Source organism: Agrobacterium sp. H141 (assembly GCF_057158725.1).
Genome location: NZ_CM169893.1, coordinates 421,851 through 441,339, shown reverse-complemented (window position 1 = coordinate 441,339; position 19,489 = coordinate 421,851). Strand labels below are relative to the sequence as shown.

Sequence of the window (19,489 nt, the reverse complement as noted above, 5' to 3'; positions counted from 1 at the left end):
AGACACGACAAAGAAGGCGGCGCCCGCATAAAGCAGGCGCCGCCCTTTTCCAAACTCACGAGTGCGATCAATCAGCCTTCAAAGGCGATCAGCAGGTCTTTCGCGTCGATCTGGTCCCCGACTTTCACCAGAACCTCGGATACCTTGCCGTCCCGCTCTGCGTGGAGGGCTGTTTCCATCTTCATCGCTTCGATCGACAACAACACGTCACCAGCCTTGACCGACTGACCTGGGGCAACTGCGACGGTCGAGATGACACCCGGCATCGGCGCCCCGACATGGGCTGCATTGCCGATATCAACCTTGCGACGTGCAACCGATGTGGCCGTCCTGTTACGGTCTGGAACCTTGATCAAGCGCGGCTGTCCGTTGATTTCGAAGAACACCTTCACCATGCCCTTGTCATCGGGCTCGCTCTTGGCCTGATGCAGGATCACGAGAGACTTGCCCTTCTCGATCTCGGGATAAAGCTCCTCCCCTGCCGTCAATCCATAGAAATAGGCATGTGTCGGCAAAACGCTGACTGGACCGTACATGTCAGACGCCAGCGCATAGTCGGTGAAGACCTTCGGATACATGAGATAGGAGGCAAATTCGAAATCCGAAACAGGACGCTCGAGCTTTTCCTCGATCGCCTTGCGCTCTTCGTCGAGATCCGCATCCGGCAAAAGAGAGCCTGGGCGATCCGTAAAAGGTTGATCGCCCTTCAGTGCTTTCTTCTGCAGTCCCTCTGGCCAACCGCCCGGAGGCTGGCCAAGATCGCCTTTCAGCATCGAAATGACCGACTCTGGAAAGGCGATATCCTTCTCCGGATTTTCGACATCCTTCACCGACAGGTCCTGCGAGACCATCATCAGAGCCATGTCGCCCACGACCTTGGAGGATGGTGTAACCTTTACGATATCACCAAACATCTGGTTTGCATCGGCATAGGCCTGAGCCACCTGGTGCCAACGGGTTTCCAGTCCCAGCGAACGCGCCTGTTCCTTGAGGTTGGTAAACTGGCCACCGGGCATTTCATGGAGATAAACCTCGGAAGCCGGCCCCTTCAGATCACTTTCGAAGGCAACATACTGGTGGCGAACAGCTTCCCAATAAAAGGAGATGCGACGTATCCACTCCGGATCGAGTCCCGGATCACGCTCAGTCCCCTTGAGGGCTTCGACAATCGAACCAAGGCACGGCTGCGATGTGTTGCCGGACAACGCGTCCATGGCTGCATCCACCACGTCGACACCGCTTTCGACGGCCGCAAGAACGGTCGCGGCAGCGATCCCGGAGGTATCATGGGTGTGGAAGTGGATCGGAAGATCGGTCGCCTCACGCAGCGCCTTGAAGAGTATGCGGGCCGCAGCCGGCTTCAGCAAACCGGCCATATCCTTGACGGCAATCATATGCGCGCCGGCTTTTTCCAGCTCGGTCGCCAGCGCAGTATAGTATTTCAGATCGTATTTAGGCCGGGCGGAATTCAGAAGATCGCCGGTGTAGCAGATCGCCGCTTCACAGATCTTGTTTTCCTCGACCACCGCATCCATCGAGACCCGCATATTCTCGACCCAGTTCAGGCAGTCGAAGACACGGAAGACGTCGATGCCGCCCTTTGCCGCCTGACGAACGAAGTACTTTACGACATTGTCGGGATAATTCTTATAGCCAACTCCGTTCGCACCCCGAAGCAACATCTGCAGCAGCAGGTTGGGCGCGCCCTCACGGATACGCGCCAGCCGTTCCCAAGGGTCTTCCGTAAGGAAGCGCATGGAAACGTCGAATGTCGCACCGCCCCAACATTCTAGCGAAAACAGCTGCGGAAGTGCGCGAGCATAGGCGCCCGATATATTTGCGATATCATGCGTGCGCATGCGTGTTGCCAAAAGTGACTGATGGCCATCGCGCATGGTAGTGTCAGTCATCAATATTTGATGCTGACCACGAACCCACTCGGCGAATTTCTTCGGTCCGAGTTCGTCAAGCTTCTGCTTGGTCCCGTCGGGAATATCACGATCGATGAAAGGGAGTGCCGGCTTGGCAATATCTCCAGAGGGCGAAGGACGCCCCTTCGTTTCCGGATGTCCGTTGACCGTGACATCCGCAAGATAAGTGAGCAGCTTCGTCGCACGATCCTGCCGTTTGACCTGCTGGAACAGCTCAGGTGTCGTATCGATAAAGCGCGTCGTGTAGCTGTTATCCTTGAATTTCGGATGACTTATGATCGCCTCGAGGAATGTGAGATTGGTCGCAACGCCGCGAATACGGAATTCGCGCAGCGCGCGGTCCATGCGCGTAATAGCCTCAACCGGGCTTGGCGCCCAGGCTGTTACCTTGACCAGCAAGGGATCGTAAAACCGCGTAATGACAGCACCCGGATAGGCGGTACCGCCGTCAAGGCGAATACCGAAACCGGAGGCTGAACGATAACCGGTGATGCGACCATAGTCCGGAATAAAGTTCTGCTCAGGATCTTCGGTCGTGATCCGGCACTGAAGCGCATGGCCGTTGAGCCAGATTTTGTCCTGACTTGGCACCCCGGACTCAGGCGTGCCGATCGCCTCGCCATCGAGAATATGAATCTGCGCTTTGACGATATCGATACCGGTGACAACTTCGGTCACGGTATGTTCAACCTGGATGCGCGGGTTCACCTCAATGAAGTAGAACTTGCCGGTATCGGCATCCATCAGATATTCGACAGTACCGGCACCGACATATTTTGTAGCTCTGGCGATTTTGAGCGAATATGTCGCCAGTTCCTGGCGCTGTTCCTCGCTGAGATACGGTGCAGGCGCCCGCTCGACAACCTTCTGATTGCGTCGCTGGATGGAACAATCACGCTCGAACAGATGAACGACGTTGCCATGGGTATCGCCCAGAATCTGGCTCTCCACGTGGCGAGCCCGCTCGACCAATTTCTCGAGATAGACTTCGTCCTTCCCGAACGCAGCCATAGCCTCACGCTTTGCCTCGGTCACTTCGCGCTGCAGATCTTCTGCCTTGCGGATCGCACGCATACCGCGGCCACCACCACCCCATGATGCCTTGAGCATGACGGGATAGCCGATTTCTTCGGCCATCCGTGCTACTTCCGTCATATCGTCCGGCAAAGGTTGGGTCGCCGGCACGACAGGCACGTCAACTGAGAGTGCGAGAGTACGCGCTGCAACCTTGTTACCCAACTGGCGCATTGTGTCTGCGGTCGGACCGATAAATGTAATACCCGCCTCATTACAGGCATCCACAAATTCCGGGCTTTCAGACAACAATCCGTAACCTGGATGAATAGCATCCGCACCGGATTGCTTGGCCACCCGAATGATCTCATCGATTGAAAGATAGGCCTCGATCGGCCCAAGGTCCCGGCTCAGATGCGGTCCTCGACCGATCTGATAGCTCTCATCTGCCTTGAACCTATGCAGAGCCAGCTTGTCTTCCTCGGCCCATATGGCAACCGTCTTGATGCCAAGTTCGTTTGCGGCGCGAAACACGCGAATAGCAATCTCGGATCGGTTTGCGACAAGTATCTTGGATATGGACAAAGGCTTTCTCCTCATTCGCCTGGCTCGCAAATGTTGCACTGCGAAATATTCTAATAACCTGTTGAACAGTCAAGTTCAATTTCAGGATGCAGAACCAGTCGATTTTATGAGACCGCTGCCCTTTGGACAGAAAGCCGTTTTACAGTTGTATACTACTTAAATGAATGAGGTATTCAGGTGATGAGCCCAAGCCTGAAGGCGATTGCCACGACCTGCTGGCGGTTTTTTGCATTCAGCTTGTCCTGCATGCCATTCATGTACCAATCGACAGTATGGCTTGAGATCGACAGAACCTTGCTGATTTCGTTCGATGTCAGCCCATCCGCCAGATAGCTCAAAATCTCCATTTCCCGTCGTGTCAGCCGCGTTTCGAGATTGGCCTGAGCCCGAAGCGAACCAGCGACCCCGGTCAATTCCATATGGCGCCAGAAGGCTTTCTTGGCAGCCGCATCGAACATGGTCATTTCAACGGACGAAAGTTCGACGGGGCGACCGCCAAGCGTCAGATTGCCAAGCAATCCGGTCCTGCCATGAACGGGGAACATATAACCATCGACCAGGCCGAAACGTTCGGCGTCGGCCATCATACGTTCCATGCGCTTTTTGTAGGGGTCGGCTTTGAATTCAGCCATGACGTCGCTCCAGCGGAAAGACGTCTGCGCCTTACCGAGATAGCGGATGGTGGGATCAATCAAAACGTATTTCTTGGCGATGTAGGTTTCAGGCCAATCTTTCGGCCAGCGACCCATCATCGACAAATTCATGGGATTTTCATCGGGTTTCGGCTGCTTGATAAGGCCATAATAGTCAAACCTGTAATGCCTGATCAGCTTTTCCAAAGCATCAGCCAACTCGCTTACAGACTCGCATTCTTCAGCAAGGATCAAAAATTTAAATATGGGATTCAGATCCAAAACATTCTCCAAGCTAAATGACGCATGCGATCTTAAAAATGCCTTGTCATAATATCAGGTAGGAGCGCCTATGTTCGGTTATCAAAATGTTAAGGCTGATTCCGAAATCTTGCATTCTAGACAATTCCGGTTTACGGCAAACGGTACCGGAACGCAGTGATATCAAAAGCCTAGTCAGGTCTCCAGAGATAATGCCGCATGCGTCTAATATTTGAAAGCGTTACTACTTCGGGCCATATCTGCTCGCGAACCCGGTGAGGTTTCGTCGCCGAATGGATCGTTTCGATAAAGCTGCGCCAAGGACGCCAGTTGCCTCTTGTCTCTCCTGCAAGTCTATCTGAAAGCGCTAAGCTACCTTTCCGCCTACCGCGGCAAGACCACCATGATCGTCATTGCCAACGTTGTGCTCGCCGTCATAACGATCGCGGAGCCTATTCTGTTCGGCCGGATTATTGACGCTATATCCGAAAAACAAAGTACGAGCGGCATTATCATGGCCTGGGCGGGGTTTGGCGTGTTCAATACCGTCGCTTATGTACTGGTGGCACGCGAAGCCGACAGATTAGCTCATGGACGCCGCGCCACGCTTTTGACCGAAGCCTTTGGCCGCATCATTTCCATGCCGCTGGCATGGCATCATCAGCGCGGAACCTCCAACGCCCTCCACACTCTGCTCAGAGCAAGCGAAACGCTGTTCGGTCTCTGGCTCGAGTTCATGCGCTCGCATTTGGCCACAGTGGTGGCGCTGGTGCTGCTGGTGCCGACTGCTTTGTCCATGGATGTGCGCCTTAGCATCGTACTGCTGGTCCTGGGCGTTCTTTACCTGCTGATCGGCAAGGTCGTGATGGCGAAAACGAAAGAAGGCCAAGCGTCAGTTGAAAACCACTATCACACGGTTTTTTCCCATGTGAGTGACTCCATCAGCAACGTGTCGGTATTGCATAGCTACAACCGCATCGAAGCCGAAACCCGGGCATTGAAGCGTTTCACCGAAGACCTGCTTGCAGCCCAATATCCGGTGCTCGACTGGTGGGCGATCGCAAGCGGTCTGAACCGAATTGCGTCCACCATTTCCATGCTGATCATCCTGATTGTCGGCACAGCGCTGGTCGCCAGTGGTGACCTCAAGGTTGGAGAAATTATAGCCTTCACGGGCTTCGCCAACCTTCTGATCGGTAGACTCGACCAGATGCGCGCCTTTGCGACGCAGACTTTCGAGGCAAGAGCCAAGCTCGAAGAGTTCTACAAGCTTGAAGAATCGGTGCAGGAGCGGGAAGAACCATCGGGCGCGCTCGAACTGCCAGCAGTCAAAGGCAATGTTGAATTTCGCAATGTCTCCTTTGATTTCGCCAACGCCACACAAGGCGTAAGTAACGTATCATTTTCGGTAAAAGCCGGACAAACCATAGCCATTGTTGGTCCGACAGGCGCGGGTAAAACCACGCTTATCAATCTGTTGCAAAGAGTCTACGAACCGAAAAGTGGCTCTATCCTCATTGATGGCACCGATATCTCGAAAGTAACACGCAAATCATTGCGCCATTCCATCGCAACCGTTTTTCAGGATGCGGGCCTTCTCAATCGCTCGATTGGCGACAATATTCGCCTCGGCCGCGAGGAAGCAAGCGAGGAGGAAATGCTGGCAGCCGCCGAGGCAGCTGCAGCCGCTGAATTCATCGAGACCCGCCTCAACGGTTTCGAAACCCTCGTCGGAGAGCGAGGAAACCGGCTATCCGGCGGAGAACGACAAAGAATTGCCATTGCCAGAGCTATCTTGAAAAACGCGCCGATCCTCGTTCTCGACGAAGCGACCAGCGCGCTGGACGTCGAAACCGAGGCCCGCGTCAAGGAAGCGATTGATAGTCTGCGCAAGGACCGCACGACCTTCATTATCGCTCACCGTCTCTCCACGGTTCGCGAAGCTGACCTTGTCATGTTCCTTGATCACGGAAGCGTTGCCGAAATTGGCACACACAAGGAGCTCAGGGAGAAAGGTGGCCGGTTTGCATCCCTGTTGGAGGCAAGCGGGCTCTCCGAAGCACCGAGCAACATTGAAGACCGGACGATCTCCTGAAACGGCAATTTTTCTGCAGATCAAAGGGAAGGTTGGCCTTCGGTTCGCCACAGGCTCCGATCGCATTTTGAAGCTCATCGCGCGATTGCAAACTCTTGCGAGTTGGATAAAGTGCGAGCCGATAAATCTGACATACTAGAATGACAGATACGAATAGTTGTCCGTAACATGATGTCGGACACCTCGAGTAAGCAGCACAGGCAAGACAGCATGACCGGCACCAGCATTCGTCTCAACGCATCGGACAATCTTGAAATTGCACTGAGGGATCTCAAGGAGGGAGACTGTCTCGCGGTCAGCAATATTGCCGTTAAGCAGCCAGTTCCGCGCGGCCATAAAGTCGCGTCATCCGATATCTCATCAGGAGAACTCGTCCTGCGCTACGGACAAGTAATCGGTCAGGCAACGGCCGATATTGCTGCCGGTGAACATATTCACGTTCACAATCTGGCCATGGCCGATCTGTCGCTGGACTATGCCTTTGGTAGCGAAGCCAAGCGCTTGCCGACCGCCAATGAGGCGCGCACTTTCCAGGGCTATCGCCGTTCCGATGGCCGTTTCGGCACGCGCAACTATGTGGCCATCCTGACCTCTGTGAACTGTTCCGGCAGCGTCGCTCGCTTCATTGCCGAAGCAGCGGAAAAAAGTGATTGGCTTGCAGGCCTTTCCAATGTCGATGGCATCGTACCGATCGTTCACGGCACCGGTTGCGGCATGTCCGGCAGCGACGAAGGTTATGCCACGCTTTACAGAACCCTTTCAGGCTATGCCAGAAACCCCAATATCGGCGGCATCCTCCTCGTGGGTCTGGGCTGCGAAGTCATGCAGATCCCCGAACTGGTCGGTAAGGAACGCCTGCGCCCTGACGGGAACTTCCGTTACATGACCATTCAGGCAACCGGCGGCACGCGCAAGACTGTGGAAGCTGGTCTGGCAATGCTGCACGAGGTCGCCATCAAGGCCAATGAAGTTCGCCGCGAACCAGCGCCGATCTCCGAAATTACCGTTGGCCTTCAATGCGGCGGTTCGGACAGCTATTCGGGCATCACTGCGAACCCGGCTTTGGGCTTTGCATCCGATCTGCTCGTCCAGCACGGCGGCACGACTATCCTTTCCGAAACACCGGAAATCTATGGTGCCGAACATCTGCTGACGCGGCGTGCAGCCACGGTCGAGATCGGCGAAAAGCTTGTGGAGCGGATCGACTGGTGGAAGGACTACACCGAACGTAACAAGGGTGAGATGAATAACAATCCTTCGCCCGGCAACAAGCGCGGCGGATTGACGACAATCCTCGAGAAATCCCTGGGCGCCGTTGCCAAAGGTGGCACAGCACCACTGTCAGGCGTCTACAAGTTCGCCGAGCCTATCGACACCCACGGCTTCGTCTTCATGGACAGCCCCGGTTACGATCCCTGCTCGGTGACGGGCCAGATTGCATCGGGTGCCACTCTCATTGCCTTCACCACCGGTCGTGGCTCTGTTTCCGGCTACAAGCCCACTCCGGGTATAAAACTTGCCACCAATAACGAGATGTATGCGCACCTGCAGGAAGATATGGATATCAACTGCGGCGACATCATCGACGGTGTTTCGATCGAAGATAAAGGGCGTGAGATTTTCGAGCTCTTTATTGCCGTCGCCTCGGGCGAGAAAACCAAGAGCGAGGGTCTAGGCTTCGGTGGCGCAGAATTCGTTCCCTGGCAGATCGGAGCGGTTATGTGACTCTGGGACATCAGGGATAACGCAACAACTCCTCTCCTCAACGTCGTTGTTTCCATAAGGGCTGGAAAATGGATCTGCGATGATCTAGCGGTTGGATCTTCAACTCTGCGGTCACGACAATGCAAACCGACCGCTCCCAGCCGTTCAGGATCATGCTCGCAATGAGTGCCGCCTTCAATCCGCTTGTCGAAACACTGTCGCCGCCACCTGTTCCATCGGTCTTTGCATGGGCCAAAGCCTATCAGGGAGACCTGGGTCCTCTGATCGATCTCTCCCAGGCTGTTCCGGGTTATGCGCCCCATCCGCAACTCTTGCAGTGGTTGGGGGAAGCCGCGCAGTCGACCGACTGCGCAGGCTATGGTCCAATTGAGGGCGATCCCGCGTTACGCGACGCCTATGCGGGAGACATCGCCGCGCTCTATGAGGCAAATGTCACGCGCGCCAATATTCACATCACATCCGGCTGCAACCAGGCCTTCATGTGCGCCTTAATGGCTGTCGCGGGCGCCGGTGACACGATTGCGTTGACGGACCCCTTCTACTTCAACCATGAATCAACACTTGCCATGCTCGGCATTCGCCATGAACTGCTGCAACTCGATCCCGAAAACAGCTTCCTGCCGGATATGGCATCTGTCAACGACATGCTGTCACGGGGCATAAAGGCACTTGCCCTTGTGTCTCCAAACAATCCAACGGGTGCCGTTTATCCAGCGGCGCTCCTGCGCGAGATTTTCGATGCCTGCCGTGATGCCGGCGTTTGGCTGATCCTGGATGAGACGTATCGCGATTTTCTCCTCTCCGGCCAACAACCGCATGACTTGCTCTCGTCTGGAAAGTGGGAAGACAATCTCGTTCTTCTTTATTCATTTTCGAAATCCTTCTGCATACCGGGCCATCGACTAGGCGCGGTCACCGCTGGGCCAAACATGATCGCGCAAATTGCCAAGGTCATGGACAATATGCAGATCTGCGCACCACGTGCGCCGCAAGCAGCAGTCGCCAAAGCCATTTCAGCACTCAGCGAATGGCGGGATGAAAACAGGCTAGAAATTTTCAGGCGCACCGAGGCGTTGAAAGAAGCGTTCAAGGCGCTTCCGGGCTGGTCAATGGATTCGCTCGGTGCCTATTTCGCATTCGTGCGACACCCGTTCGAAAGCCTCGCTTCTGCTGAGGTTGCCGAGAAGCTGGCAAAACAGGTCGGCGTTCTGGCCATTCCGGGCACCTACTTCGGAGCGAGACACGAAAACTATCTGCGCTTCGCCTTCGCCAATGCCGATGTGCAGACGATTTCTAAGTTACCGGCGCGGCTTAGCAAGTTCTCGATCTGACATATCGTAGCAACTCAACTCACTGGCCTGTCTCACGGACCGGACACCAGAACGGACTTGCGCCACTGCTCCAGGAAGACACGGCGTTTCTCTTTGTCGAGCGCGATGATCAGTGTCGGCGTCAGGGCGATGGGGCGTATGGAATTGCCCTCTCCGGGGGCAAGCTCGCTCAGCTTGTCGACGCCATCGACAGCCGAGAAGAAATGCATTTTCTTTTCCAGAATGGACTTTCCCTCCGGCGAAAGCGCAAACGCCAGAAACTTGTTGGCAGCGCCAGGTGCCAAGGCCTGGCGCGAGATCAGTGCTGCTCTGGTCATGACGAGAGTATAGTCGGACGGAAAGATCACACCAATCCGGTTGTCGGTCTCGACACGCGACAGAGTGTAGGAGCCGAGCACATTATAGCCAATCGACAGACGGCCATCAGCAACGCGATCAAGGATATCCGATGTGCAGCAATAAAACTGCACACGGTTGCGCCCGAACGCCTCGATGATACGTCCCCAGGTGCTCGCCTGAGCGGCATCCTCGAATGCGAAGAAATAACCAACGCCGGAAGTGGCTATATTGTAGCTGCCGATCTTGCCCACAAACCGGTCCGATTTTCGCAACAGATCGATCAGTTCGAAGCGATCATCCGGAACGGGCAGTTCTTCAAATGCTTTCTTGTTATAAACGATCACAGCAGGCTCTGCCGTCAGACCGACCAGTTCGGACCGCCAACGCGCCCATGCCGGCAGAAGACTGGCACTGGCGGCATCGACCTTCTGCGCACAGCCATTGTTGACAAGCGCTACCTGTTGCGGAACCGAAGACGAGATAATCAGGTCCGCAAGGAAGCGGTCCTCCTTGCAAGCCTCGGATGTCGCGACATCCAATGACGAACTCTCACTTTCGCGGTAATGAACCGCGATGCCGGGATAATGACGCTGAAAACCCTCGATCATCGGCCTGATGGCCTCCAGATCCGTAACGCTTGCAATCGTCAATGTTTCGTCAGCATTTGTCGCCACAGCCGGAAAATCCATGTCGGCTGCAACAGCATAGCCACGTGGACTGAATGCGATAAGTAGACTGGCGACCAGACCAAAGCGAAATATCTTTTCGATCATGACGATTGAACCTCCGGTAGCATAGGCAAGCGTATCCCGATCCAGAAAACGCCCCTATCCGATTGCCCGGAAACAAGCTCGCCCTTGTGGAACAGGGCGACTTTTCTGGCAATCGAAAGACCAAGGCCTGCACTTCCGGGCTGATCATCCCGCCGTGAAAAGCGCTTGCCCAATCCTTGAAGCTTTTCCGGATCCAACCCTTTTCCCTTGTCCTCAACCTGAACCAGGCACGTACCATCATTTTCCGCAGTCACACGCACGCAAACAGGTGGCTTCCCATGGACGAAAGAATTGGCGATCAGGTTCTTGATGGCCTCTCGAAGGCTGAAGGAATCGGCCGCTACCATGGCCTCATCCGCACACAGGTCCAGCTCAAGCAGATCGCCTGAAAGACGCACCGTGGTGCGGTATTCTCGCTCGGCTTCAAGTGCCACGCGACGCAGATCGGTTGCGACAAGCGGTTGCGCATCGGAGCGATGGATCACCAGAGCCTCGCTCAGGAGTTGCTCCATCAGTCTGCTGACGCCGATTGCCCGGCTTCGGATCCGGTGAAGCACAAGCTTGAGACGCGCCACATCCGTCTCATCGATGGCGATCTCCGTCTGCGCCCGAAGCGCGGTAATCGGTGTACGCATCTGATGTGCGGTATCGGCCACGAATTCCTGCATGTCGCGCACCCGCCGATCCAGACGCGCCATGAAGCGATTGATCGCCGAGACGAGCGCATCAACCTCCTGCGGTACCTCTTCCGTGATGGGAGACAAATCCAGCGGATCACGGGCAAGCATGGCGGTTTCTATACGGCCAAGCGGCCGCATGGCAAAACGCATCGCGATAAAGGCGATCGCAATGATGGCCAGTCCCGCCAGCGCGGTGCCGGCCATGGCTCGCGTCGCGATATCGGTGGCAAGAGCTGCCCGTGCCTCCGTGGTTTGTGCAACGATGATACTAACGGGTCCACGCAATTGTTTTTCGGCAAGTCGTCGTTGCAACATCACCGCCCGCACGGGCGCTCCGGCATATTCAATATTGTAGACCAAGGGTTGTTGCGCCTGACCTCGAACAACATCAGGCAGCGGCAGATCATCGTAACCCGTAATCGTCACGCCATCGGCACTGACAATTCGATAGAAAACCCTGTCATCGGCAGCAAAGGACAGCAGCTCGAAGGCCGATAGCGGCAGATCGACTTGCAGTTTTCCATCCGTCGCGAATACCCTCTCCGAGATCTGCAAGGCTGCTCCTGTGAGCAGTCGATCGAAGGCAACGTCAGCGGCTGCGCGTCCATAACGATATGTGGCTATGACAGCGGCCACAGCTGCGACGGCAAAGACCAGCGTCAGCACCAGCGTCAAACGCATGGCAAGGGATGAGCGCCTCCTTTGACTGATTGCCATTAAAGATCGTCCCGCTCGATAAGCCGGGCCTGATAACCAAGACCGCGTAATGTACGTATTTCCAGATCCGCACCCTCGATCTTGCGCCGCAACCGTCCGACATATAGTTCCACTGCGTTGGGATTGCTCTCACCATTGAGCCCGAAAAGCCGCGTCAAAAGCTCTTCCTTCTCCAGCACGCGGCCTGTGTTGGTCAGAAAAATCTCAAGCAGAATCTGCTCACGGCGTGTCAGTTCACGCAGCTCATCATCGACCTTTACCGTACGTTCCGCCATGTCGAATTGCAGGTTTCCGGCCTGCAACAGAGGTCTCGCCCCACCTGCACGACGGCGAATGATGGCGCGTACCCGAGCCTCAAGTTCACCGAGATCGAACGGCTTGACCATATAGTCATCGGCACCGAAATCGAGCGCGCTGATCTTGTCGTCGACGGCCAACCGGGCCGTCAGCACCAGCACCGGCACCGGGTTTTGTCCCTGTCTCAGTTGGCGCAGGAAATCGAGGCCTGAGCCATCGGGCAAGTTCACATCCAGAATGATGAGATCATAGGTATTGAAGGATGCGAGTTGTTCGGCATCTTCGATGCGTTGGGCCAATTCAAGCACATGCCCTGCCCGCTCGAACCGGTCTCTTATGGCCTCCGCCACGTCCAATGTATCTTCAACGAGAAGGAAACGCATGATTTCGGCCCGCGGGGCTCCAGAATGACAGGTCAATGACAGTTTTCCCTCCTAGCATGACTTCGATGTGCAGGTGGAGGCCTGTACTGACATTTTGGAGGACACCCATGAAACATATCATATCTCGCACCGCTCTTGCGGTTATCGCTGCTTTGTCTTTGTCTGCCCCTGTCCACGCATTCGAACCGGAAACGACAGAGTGCATCGCGCCAGCAAATGCTGGTGGTGGCTGGGACTTCACCTGCCGTCAGATCGGCAAGACACTGCAGGACCTGAAGCTCATTCCCGGCACGATGCAAGTAACAAACCTCGCCGGCGGCGGCGGTGGCGTTGCCTATTCGGAAGTCGCATCGAAGCGCAATGAAGATAACAACCTGATTGTTGCGGCATCATCCTCGACTTCGACCCGTCTTGCCCAAGGCGCATATCCGGGCAACACAGTCGACCAGATGCGCTGGATCGCAAGCGTTGGCGCTGATTACGGCATCATCGCAGTAGCTAAGGACTCGCCCATCAACACCCTCCCTGAGCTGATGGACAAGATCAAGGCTGATCCAAAGAGCGTAGCGGTCGCAGGTGGCTCCGCTGTTGGTGGCTGGGATCATCTGAAAGTGCTCATCGCAGCCAAGCGTGCTGGTGTGGAAGATGTCCGCACAATCAAATACGTTGCCTTCGATGGTGGCGGTGAAGCTGTAACCCAGCTTCTGGCGGGCTCCGTTCAGGCCTTCACCGGTGATGCCTCGGAAGCCAAGGGCTTTGTTGACTCCGGAGACATCAAGGTCATTGCAGTCCTCGCACCTGAGCGCATGGAAGGCGACTTCGCCAAGTTCCCGACAGCCAAGGAACAAGGGATCGACGCAGTCGGCGCCAACTGGCGCGGATTTTACGCGCCCGGCGGCATGTCCGACGATGCCTATGCCTACTGGGTCGATACAATCGGCAAGGTCTATGATTCTGCCGAGTGGAAAGAAACGATGAAGCAGAATGGCCTTGCACCGCTCGATAAACGCGGCGCGGACTTCGATGCCTTCGTCAAGGAGTCGATTGCCGAGATCCAGGATCTGTCGCGCAATATTGGCCTCATCAAGTAACAGCCTCCCAAGGCTAGGACGCCCGCCGGGAAAAGCCTTTGCGCTTCTCCCGGCGGAACCGTAAGATCCCTAAAAACAATAGAGCAGGGGAAACATTCATGAGTGATCGTGTGTTCGGCACGATTGGGATTTTGCTTGCCGCTTTTTATATCTGGCAAGCGACCCTGATCGAAGAAAGCTTCATCAGTGATCCGGTAGGGCCCAAGACTTTCCCGATCGTCATTGCCACCCTGCTGGGTGTCGCAAGTCTGTTTATTCTTCTTATGCCGGACGAAGAGCCAAAATGGCCGGCGCTGTCACGGCTGATTGAGATCTTCATCTCGGTCGCAGTTCTGGTCGCCTATACCTATTTGCTCCCGGCGATTGGGTTTGTTTTCTCAACCGTATTGGCCTCGTCATTTCTGGCATGGCGTCTTGGAGCCAAGCCGATCCACTCCGTCATCGCCGGCGTCCTGATCTCGGTCGGGATATACGCCATCTTCCATCTCGCGCTTGGCCTGACACTGGCCAAGGGTCCGTTCGGCTTCTAACCCCGGCTCAAAGGATTGATCCCATGGATACTTTTTCCTCACTTGCCGACGGCTTCGCGGTCGCGCTCACATGGCAGAACCTAGGCCTGGCGCTTATCGGCTGTTTTCTCGGCACTATTATCGGTGCTCTTCCGGGTCTCGGCCCCTCGAACGGCGTAGCGATCCTCATACCGCTTGCCTTTACCCTCGGCCTGCCGGTCACCCCGGCGCTCATTCTTCTGACGAGCGTCTATTATGGTGCCATGTATGGCGGCCGTATCTCCGCTATCCTGCTGAATATCCCGGGCGACGAGCCTGCGGTCATGACGACACTCGACGGCTACCCTATGGCCAGAAACGGTCAGGCTGGTGAAGCTTTGGCCCTGTCTGGCATAGCGTCATTCGTCGGCGCTTTCGCCGCCACCTGGGGCCTCGCCATTCTGGCGCCGCAGCTTGTGAAAGTGGCGCTGCTATTCGGTCCAGCCGAATATTTCGCACTCTTTGCGCTTGCATTCGCAACACTTGGCGGCATCACCAGCCGCAATCAGGCGAAGTCCGCATTTGCAGCAGCACTGGGTCTGGCAATCGCCATGATCGGAGTGGATGGACAAACGGGCGTTCCGCGCCTCTCCTTCGGACAAATACATCTCTACGACGGCATCGATTTCCTCGTCGCTATTGTCGGTCTCTTCGCTCTTTCTGAAGTCTTCATTTTCATTGAGCATCGTGGAGAGGGCGAGAACGGAGGCGATGCTACAAAGGTGCGTTTAGGCCGTTTGATGCCAAGCGGTGCCATGCTGAAGAAAACCAGTGGCAGCATGGCACGTGGTACGGTGATTGGCTTCGTTGCCGGCATTCTGCCGGGCGCAGGCGCATCGCTCGGCTCTTTCCTCGCCTATGCTTTTGAGAAGAAGCTCTGTGACAAGGACGGCACCTTTGGCAAGGGCGATCCTCGCGGGGTGGCAGCACCGGAGGCCGGCAACAACGCCGCCGCCGGCGGTGCGCTTGTACCTATGCTGGCGCTTGGCGTTCCGGGTTCTGGTACGACAGCCGTTTTGCTGGCCATGCTTCTGGCGCTGAACGTGACGCCGGGACCGCTTCTGTTCACAAATAATCCGGATGTCGTATGGGGCCTGATCGCGGCACTGTTCATCGGCAATGTCATGCTGCTGCTTCTCAACATTCCGATGGTCGGCATGTTTGTCCGCGTGCTGCTTGTCCCGACAAAATATCTGATGCCGGCAGTCGCGATGATTTCCTTTGTTGGCATCTACGGCATTTCCGGATCGACCTTCGATCTGCTCGTCATGATCATCTTCGGTGTTCTTGGCTGGGTCTTGCGCAAGTTCGACGTTCCACTCGTCCCTGTCATCATGGGTGTCATGCTGGGCAACCAGATGGAAGTGAACCTGCGACGGGCAATGACGATTTCGGACGGCGACTGGTCTACCCTGCTGGCATCTCCGCTCTCGATCGGCCTTTGGTGCTTCGCAATCGGCGGCTTCGTATTGCCGATCGTGCTTGGGCGTCTGTTCCGCAGACCGGCTCAGCCTGCAGCCATTCGGGAAGAAACAGCGCCTGGCGACTAAAGTCATCATTTGGCGTCACAGACAAACCCGATAGGCGGCTGTTATTTCAGCCGCCTATTTCTTTTGTCGCCACAGGTTGATGTCACCTTCAACAGTTCTCATATCCAGAAAATTGATCGTAGTCGCGTGACATACAGAAAAGTCATCTTAAGCCTACGGAAATGTACAATTTCATGCACTTACCGCGACGCAACAGATGAGAGTTTTCGTCACATTGGCACTACCAATCCGGGTTGTAGCAATGTAAAAATGTCGCGATAAAAATTGCCAGACGGAGCTCGGCCCGTCTATTTCTGAGGTTGCCGTCAGCTCAATGGACATTAGAATTCTCTACATCGATGATGATCTGGCTTTAGCGCACCTCGTCAAAAGGAATCTTGGTCGCCGCAACCAGGAAGTCATTCACACCCACGACCCTGAGGTCGCGATCGATCACCTGCGCGATGAACATTTCGACGTGATCGTTCTCGATCACTACCTGAACAATATGACGGGTCACGAGATACTGCGACGCTTCCGCGATCTCGGTATCAATGTTCCGGTTGTCTATATTACGGGTTCGAATGAGGCGCGTATTGCCATCGAGGCGTTGAAATCAGGTGCCTCGGATTATGTGATCAAGAGCGTCAGTGACGATTTCTTCCCGCTTCTGGCAGACACAGTCCATCAAACGGTCGCCAATGCGCGTCTGAAGACGGAAAAGGAGCGCGCTGACGAAGAAACGCGTCTCGCCAAGGAGCGCGCCGAAGCCTTGCTTGCAGAGATGAATCACCGGGTCGCCAACAGCTTGTCGCTGGTTGCCGGCCTGCTTCGGCTTCAAAGCGCTCACACAGACAATCAAGAGGTCCGCGAGGCGCTCGAAGAAACGCAAAGCCGCATCACCGCCATCGCCGGCATGCATAGAAGCCTGTATTCAGCCGATGACGTACGAAGCGTGGACATGCAGCCCTATCTATCTACCTTGGTGAATGACATCGCGATGACAGTGGGCACACGACATTCCCCCTCGCTGGTCACGGTGGACGCCGATCCGATCAACCTGCCCGCCGACAAGGGCGTCTCTGCGGGCATGATCGTCACCGAACTTGTGACCAACGCCCTCAAATACGCCTACAGGGAAGGTGAAGAGGGCGAGATCCGCGTTTGCTTCAAGCAGATTGACGAGGCCAGCGCCCGTCTTTCGGTTGAGGATGACGGAATAGGCCTTAGCGCATCCAAACCAGGCCCAAAGTCCACAGGCCTCGGAACAAAGATCGTCAAGACGATGTCAGATACCATCGGCTCGGGAATTTCTTATCCCGAGACGGAGCGCGGCACGAAGGCAGAGATGATCGTGTCACTCGTCCACCCCAAGACGTAACGCTGTCGCCGTACAGCCCGCTTGAAGGGTTTCTGTCACTCGGCTCCTCGTTCTTTCAAGTTTGGAGGCTCCCACTGTGCAACTGCCGCGAGACCGGCGGGATCCAGGACATCACAGCCCTTATCCTTCCAGCTCAACAGCTTTCGTGTGGCGAGTTTGCGCAGCGTCTTGTTCGTATGCACGATTGACAGACCAAGTGTATCGGCAACGAGGTTTTGTGTGATGGGAAGACGGGCGTCTTCATCATTCAACTGACCAGACCGAGTTCCGCGATGATGCAGAAAAGCGATCAAATAGGCGGCACGCTCAATTGCTGTACGACGGCCGATGCTGAGCAGGTGTTCGTCCAGAATACGCTCTTCCCGCGCCGCAAGCCAGGTTACATCATAAGCAAGGCTTGGCTGCTTCTCGAACAGGGTGAAAAACCGGCTACGTTCAAACATGCAAAGACGCATGGGCGTCAAGGCTTCAACGCTGTGATCCATCTCCTTGAGCACCGCACCCTGCAGACCGATCATGTCACCAGGCAAGAGATAGTTGAGCACCTGACGGCGGCCATCCTCCATCGTCTTGTAGCGGAAGCCCCAACCTTCCACGACGGTAAAGATGTGGGGCGTATACGAACTCTCGGCAACCACTGTAGCGCCAGCATTGCACTTGAGTTCGCCTGATTTAAGCGTGGATATAAAGCTCAGTTCCGACGCGCTAAGGGTTCGAACGCCCGAAAGCTTTCTCAAACTGCATCTGGCAACGGACTTGGGCGAGGTGTCTACCTTGGCGTCCAATGAATTTACCCTCAATTGATTTTGAGGATCAACGCAGAGTGCGCAGAGTGTGTTCCCTCGCCGTTGGACTATGTCTTATTTAAATGACGAATGATGCCAGCAAAGCGTATCTGTCTGAAAATAAGACATCGCGCAGTCGTTCCGACCGCTGCCCCCGCCTCGCAATACAACTGCTTCAGCCCATCGGGCGCTGTCGACCCAGTGAGTTTTGGAGAATAACATGAATGCGCGCAAAACATGCGTACTCGTTGCTGAGCACCAATACTTTATCGCGATGGAAGTTGAGCAGATTTTGCAAAAAATTGCAGGCTGCGATGTGACTATCTGCAGGCGAAACGAAATTGATCAGGAACTGGAAGTGCGGCGATATGATCTTGTTCTGGTCGACGCGGGAGCCACCGTGTCGGAATGCGAAGACGAAGCACGCATGATCATCGCCAAGGGCGCGAAGGTAGCATTCCTGTGCGCAGATACGCAGCTCTCGGCTGAGATCGGCCGAGCACTGGGCTTAGCTGTATTGGAAAAGCCCTTTACCGAAAACGCTGTAATTCGCTTTATTGAAAAGGCAATCAGCCCGTTACAGACAGGCTGATTGCATTTATGTCATGTCAAACCGCGAAGGACTGCCTCACAACGGCAGAACTATTCGCGTCAGGGCCAAATTCGTCCTCGTTGTCGATGCCCAGCAATTCCTGAAGTCTGCCACGCGCGCGATTGATGCGGCTCTTGATTGTACCGACCGCGCAGCCGCAAATTTCCGCAGCTTCTTCGTAGGAAAAGCCTGAAGCGCACACAAGAACAATGGCTTCACGCTGCTCTTCACCAATCTGATCAAGTGCCTTCATGAAATCCTTCATATCCATCGAACCATATTGGTTGGGATGAATTGAAAGTTGCGAGGTGTAGTGACCATCGGGGTCAGACACTTCCCGACCCTTCTTACGCATCTGCGAGTAAAACTCGTTACGAAGGATGGTGAATAACCAGGCTTTGATGTTTGTACCGAGTTCAAAGGATTCCTGCTTCGTCCAGGCTTTGACCACAGTTTCCTGAACAAGGTCATCAGCACGATCATACTGACCGCACAAGGAGGCTGCAAAAGCGCGCAAGCTTGGTATCGTAGCAAGCAATTGCCTTTTGAATTCGTTTTGCGGCTCAACCACTTCACTCATCAACGGCATCCTTGGATGTTACAGAATTCAAGCTGGCTTTCTCTGCGGCCTCAAGTTTGTCGAGCAACTGAAGCAACTGGTCAGGCACCGCTTCGCCTTCCAAGCTGCTGTAAAGCTCCTTCAGCTTGAGCGCGACGCCGTCCTGTATCACATCGGAATAAGGCCCAGGATCTGATCCTAAACCTTTGCTCGATCTATTATCCATTTGCTGCATGTCCAC

Annotated in this window: 16 protein-coding genes; 8 read left to right on the top strand and 8 right to left on the bottom strand. The window is 55.2% G+C overall.

Translation table 11 applies throughout. From position 1 onward, the window contains the following. Positions 1-71: 71 nt before the first annotated feature. Together pyc and ACWPM9_RS01900 are read right to left on the bottom strand one after the other, a co-directional pair. Positions 72-3,530, bottom strand: a complete 3,459-nt coding sequence (gene pyc / locus ACWPM9_RS01905; RefSeq protein WP_484756563.1) for a pyruvate carboxylase — start codon at positions 3,528-3,530, stop codon at positions 72-74. A gap of 173 nt (positions 3,531-3,703) precedes the next feature. Beyond that, positions 3,704-4,444 (bottom strand): autoinducer binding domain-containing protein, encoded by a 741-nt coding sequence (locus ACWPM9_RS01900; RefSeq protein WP_428188107.1) that lies wholly within the window; start codon positions 4,442-4,444, stop codon positions 3,704-3,706. A 316-nt stretch (positions 4,445-4,760) separates the two neighbouring features. Here ACWPM9_RS01900 and ACWPM9_RS01895 point away from each other — a divergent pair, with 316 nt between their 5' ends. From ACWPM9_RS01895 to ACWPM9_RS01885, 3 genes are all read left to right on the top strand, one after another. After that, on the top strand, positions 4,761-6,518 hold the full coding sequence (locus tag ACWPM9_RS01895; RefSeq protein ID WP_428188106.1) for a glucan ABC transporter ATP-binding protein/ permease: 1,758 nt from the start codon (positions 4,761-4,763) through the stop codon (positions 6,516-6,518). Between the two features lie 210 nt (positions 6,519-6,728). Next, positions 6,729-8,243, top strand: coding sequence for a UxaA family hydrolase (locus tag ACWPM9_RS01890; protein WP_484756562.1), 1,515 nt, complete (start codon positions 6,729-6,731; stop codon positions 8,241-8,243). A 119-nt stretch (positions 8,244-8,362) separates the two neighbouring features. Beyond that, positions 8,363-9,574, top strand: a complete 1,212-nt coding sequence (locus ACWPM9_RS01885) for an aminotransferase (protein ID WP_484756561.1) — start codon at positions 8,363-8,365, stop codon at positions 9,572-9,574. 32 nt (positions 9,575-9,606) lie between these two features. Here the strand turns inward: ACWPM9_RS01885 and ACWPM9_RS01880 are convergent, their stop codons facing one another. The 3 genes from ACWPM9_RS01880 to ACWPM9_RS01870 are packed head-to-tail and all read right to left on the bottom strand — an operon-like array spanning position 9,607 to position 12,763. Further along, complete coding sequence (locus ACWPM9_RS01880; protein ID WP_484756560.1) at positions 9,607-10,686, bottom strand: ABC transporter substrate-binding protein; 1,080 nt, start codon at positions 10,684-10,686, stop codon at positions 9,607-9,609. Then, a complete protein-coding gene (locus ACWPM9_RS01875; protein WP_484756559.1) occupies positions 10,683-12,083 on the bottom strand; it encodes a sensor histidine kinase in 1,401 nt (466 codons plus the stop codon). Before ACWPM9_RS01875 ends, ACWPM9_RS01880 begins: the two co-directional genes overlap by 4 nt. Then, positions 12,083-12,763, bottom strand: a complete 681-nt coding sequence (locus ACWPM9_RS01870; RefSeq protein ID WP_484756558.1) for a response regulator transcription factor — start codon at positions 12,761-12,763, stop codon at positions 12,083-12,085. Before ACWPM9_RS01870 ends, ACWPM9_RS01875 begins: the two co-directional genes overlap by 1 nt. A 107-nt stretch (positions 12,764-12,870) precedes the next feature. On the opposite strand from ACWPM9_RS01870, the gene ACWPM9_RS01865 reads away from it, so the two are divergent. The 4 genes from ACWPM9_RS01865 (at position 12,871) to ACWPM9_RS01850 (ending at position 17,312) form a co-directional block, all read left to right on the top strand. Next, complete coding sequence (locus ACWPM9_RS01865) at positions 12,871-13,854, top strand: Bug family tripartite tricarboxylate transporter substrate binding protein (protein ID WP_484756557.1); 984 nt, start codon at positions 12,871-12,873, stop codon at positions 13,852-13,854. A 98-nt stretch (positions 13,855-13,952) separates the two neighbouring features. Then, positions 13,953-14,384 carry a tripartite tricarboxylate transporter TctB family protein gene (locus ACWPM9_RS01860; protein WP_484756556.1) on the top strand — a complete coding sequence of 144 codons (432 nt, stop codon included), beginning with the start codon at positions 13,953-13,955 and terminating at the stop codon, positions 14,382-14,384. Positions 14,385-14,407: 23 nt separating this feature from the next. Then, on the top strand, positions 14,408-15,952 hold the full coding sequence (locus ACWPM9_RS01855; RefSeq protein ID WP_484756555.1) for a tripartite tricarboxylate transporter permease: 1,545 nt from the start codon (positions 14,408-14,410) through the stop codon (positions 15,950-15,952). 313 nt (positions 15,953-16,265) lie between these two features. Then, a complete protein-coding gene (locus tag ACWPM9_RS01850) occupies positions 16,266-17,312 on the top strand; it encodes a histidine kinase dimerization/phosphoacceptor domain -containing protein (protein WP_484756554.1) in 1,047 nt (348 codons plus the stop codon). A 35-nt stretch (positions 17,313-17,347) separates the two neighbouring features. Here ACWPM9_RS01850 and ACWPM9_RS01845 read toward each other — a convergent pair whose 3' ends face one another. Further along, a complete protein-coding gene (locus tag ACWPM9_RS01845) occupies positions 17,348-18,097 on the bottom strand; it encodes a Crp/Fnr family transcriptional regulator (protein WP_428188096.1) in 750 nt (249 codons plus the stop codon). Between the two features lie 220 nt (positions 18,098-18,317). Between ACWPM9_RS01845 and ACWPM9_RS01840 the strand changes: the two genes are divergently transcribed. Beyond that, the gene (locus ACWPM9_RS01840; RefSeq protein ID WP_484756553.1) at positions 18,318-18,689 is read left to right on the top strand and encodes a response regulator; all 372 of its coding nucleotides are present in this window, start codon (positions 18,318-18,320) and stop codon (positions 18,687-18,689) included. Positions 18,690-18,705: 16 nt separating this feature from the next. Here ACWPM9_RS01840 and ACWPM9_RS01835 read toward each other — a convergent pair whose 3' ends face one another. Next, the gene (locus ACWPM9_RS01835; RefSeq protein WP_428188094.1) at positions 18,706-19,269 is read right to left on the bottom strand and encodes an RNA polymerase sigma factor; all 564 of its coding nucleotides are present in this window, start codon (positions 19,267-19,269) and stop codon (positions 18,706-18,708) included. After that, positions 19,262-19,483, bottom strand: coding sequence for a NepR family anti-sigma factor (locus ACWPM9_RS01830; RefSeq protein WP_428188308.1), 222 nt, complete (start codon positions 19,481-19,483; stop codon positions 19,262-19,264). The genes ACWPM9_RS01835 and ACWPM9_RS01830 overlap by 8 nt, the downstream gene beginning before the upstream one ends. Positions 19,484-19,489 lie beyond the last annotated feature (6 nt).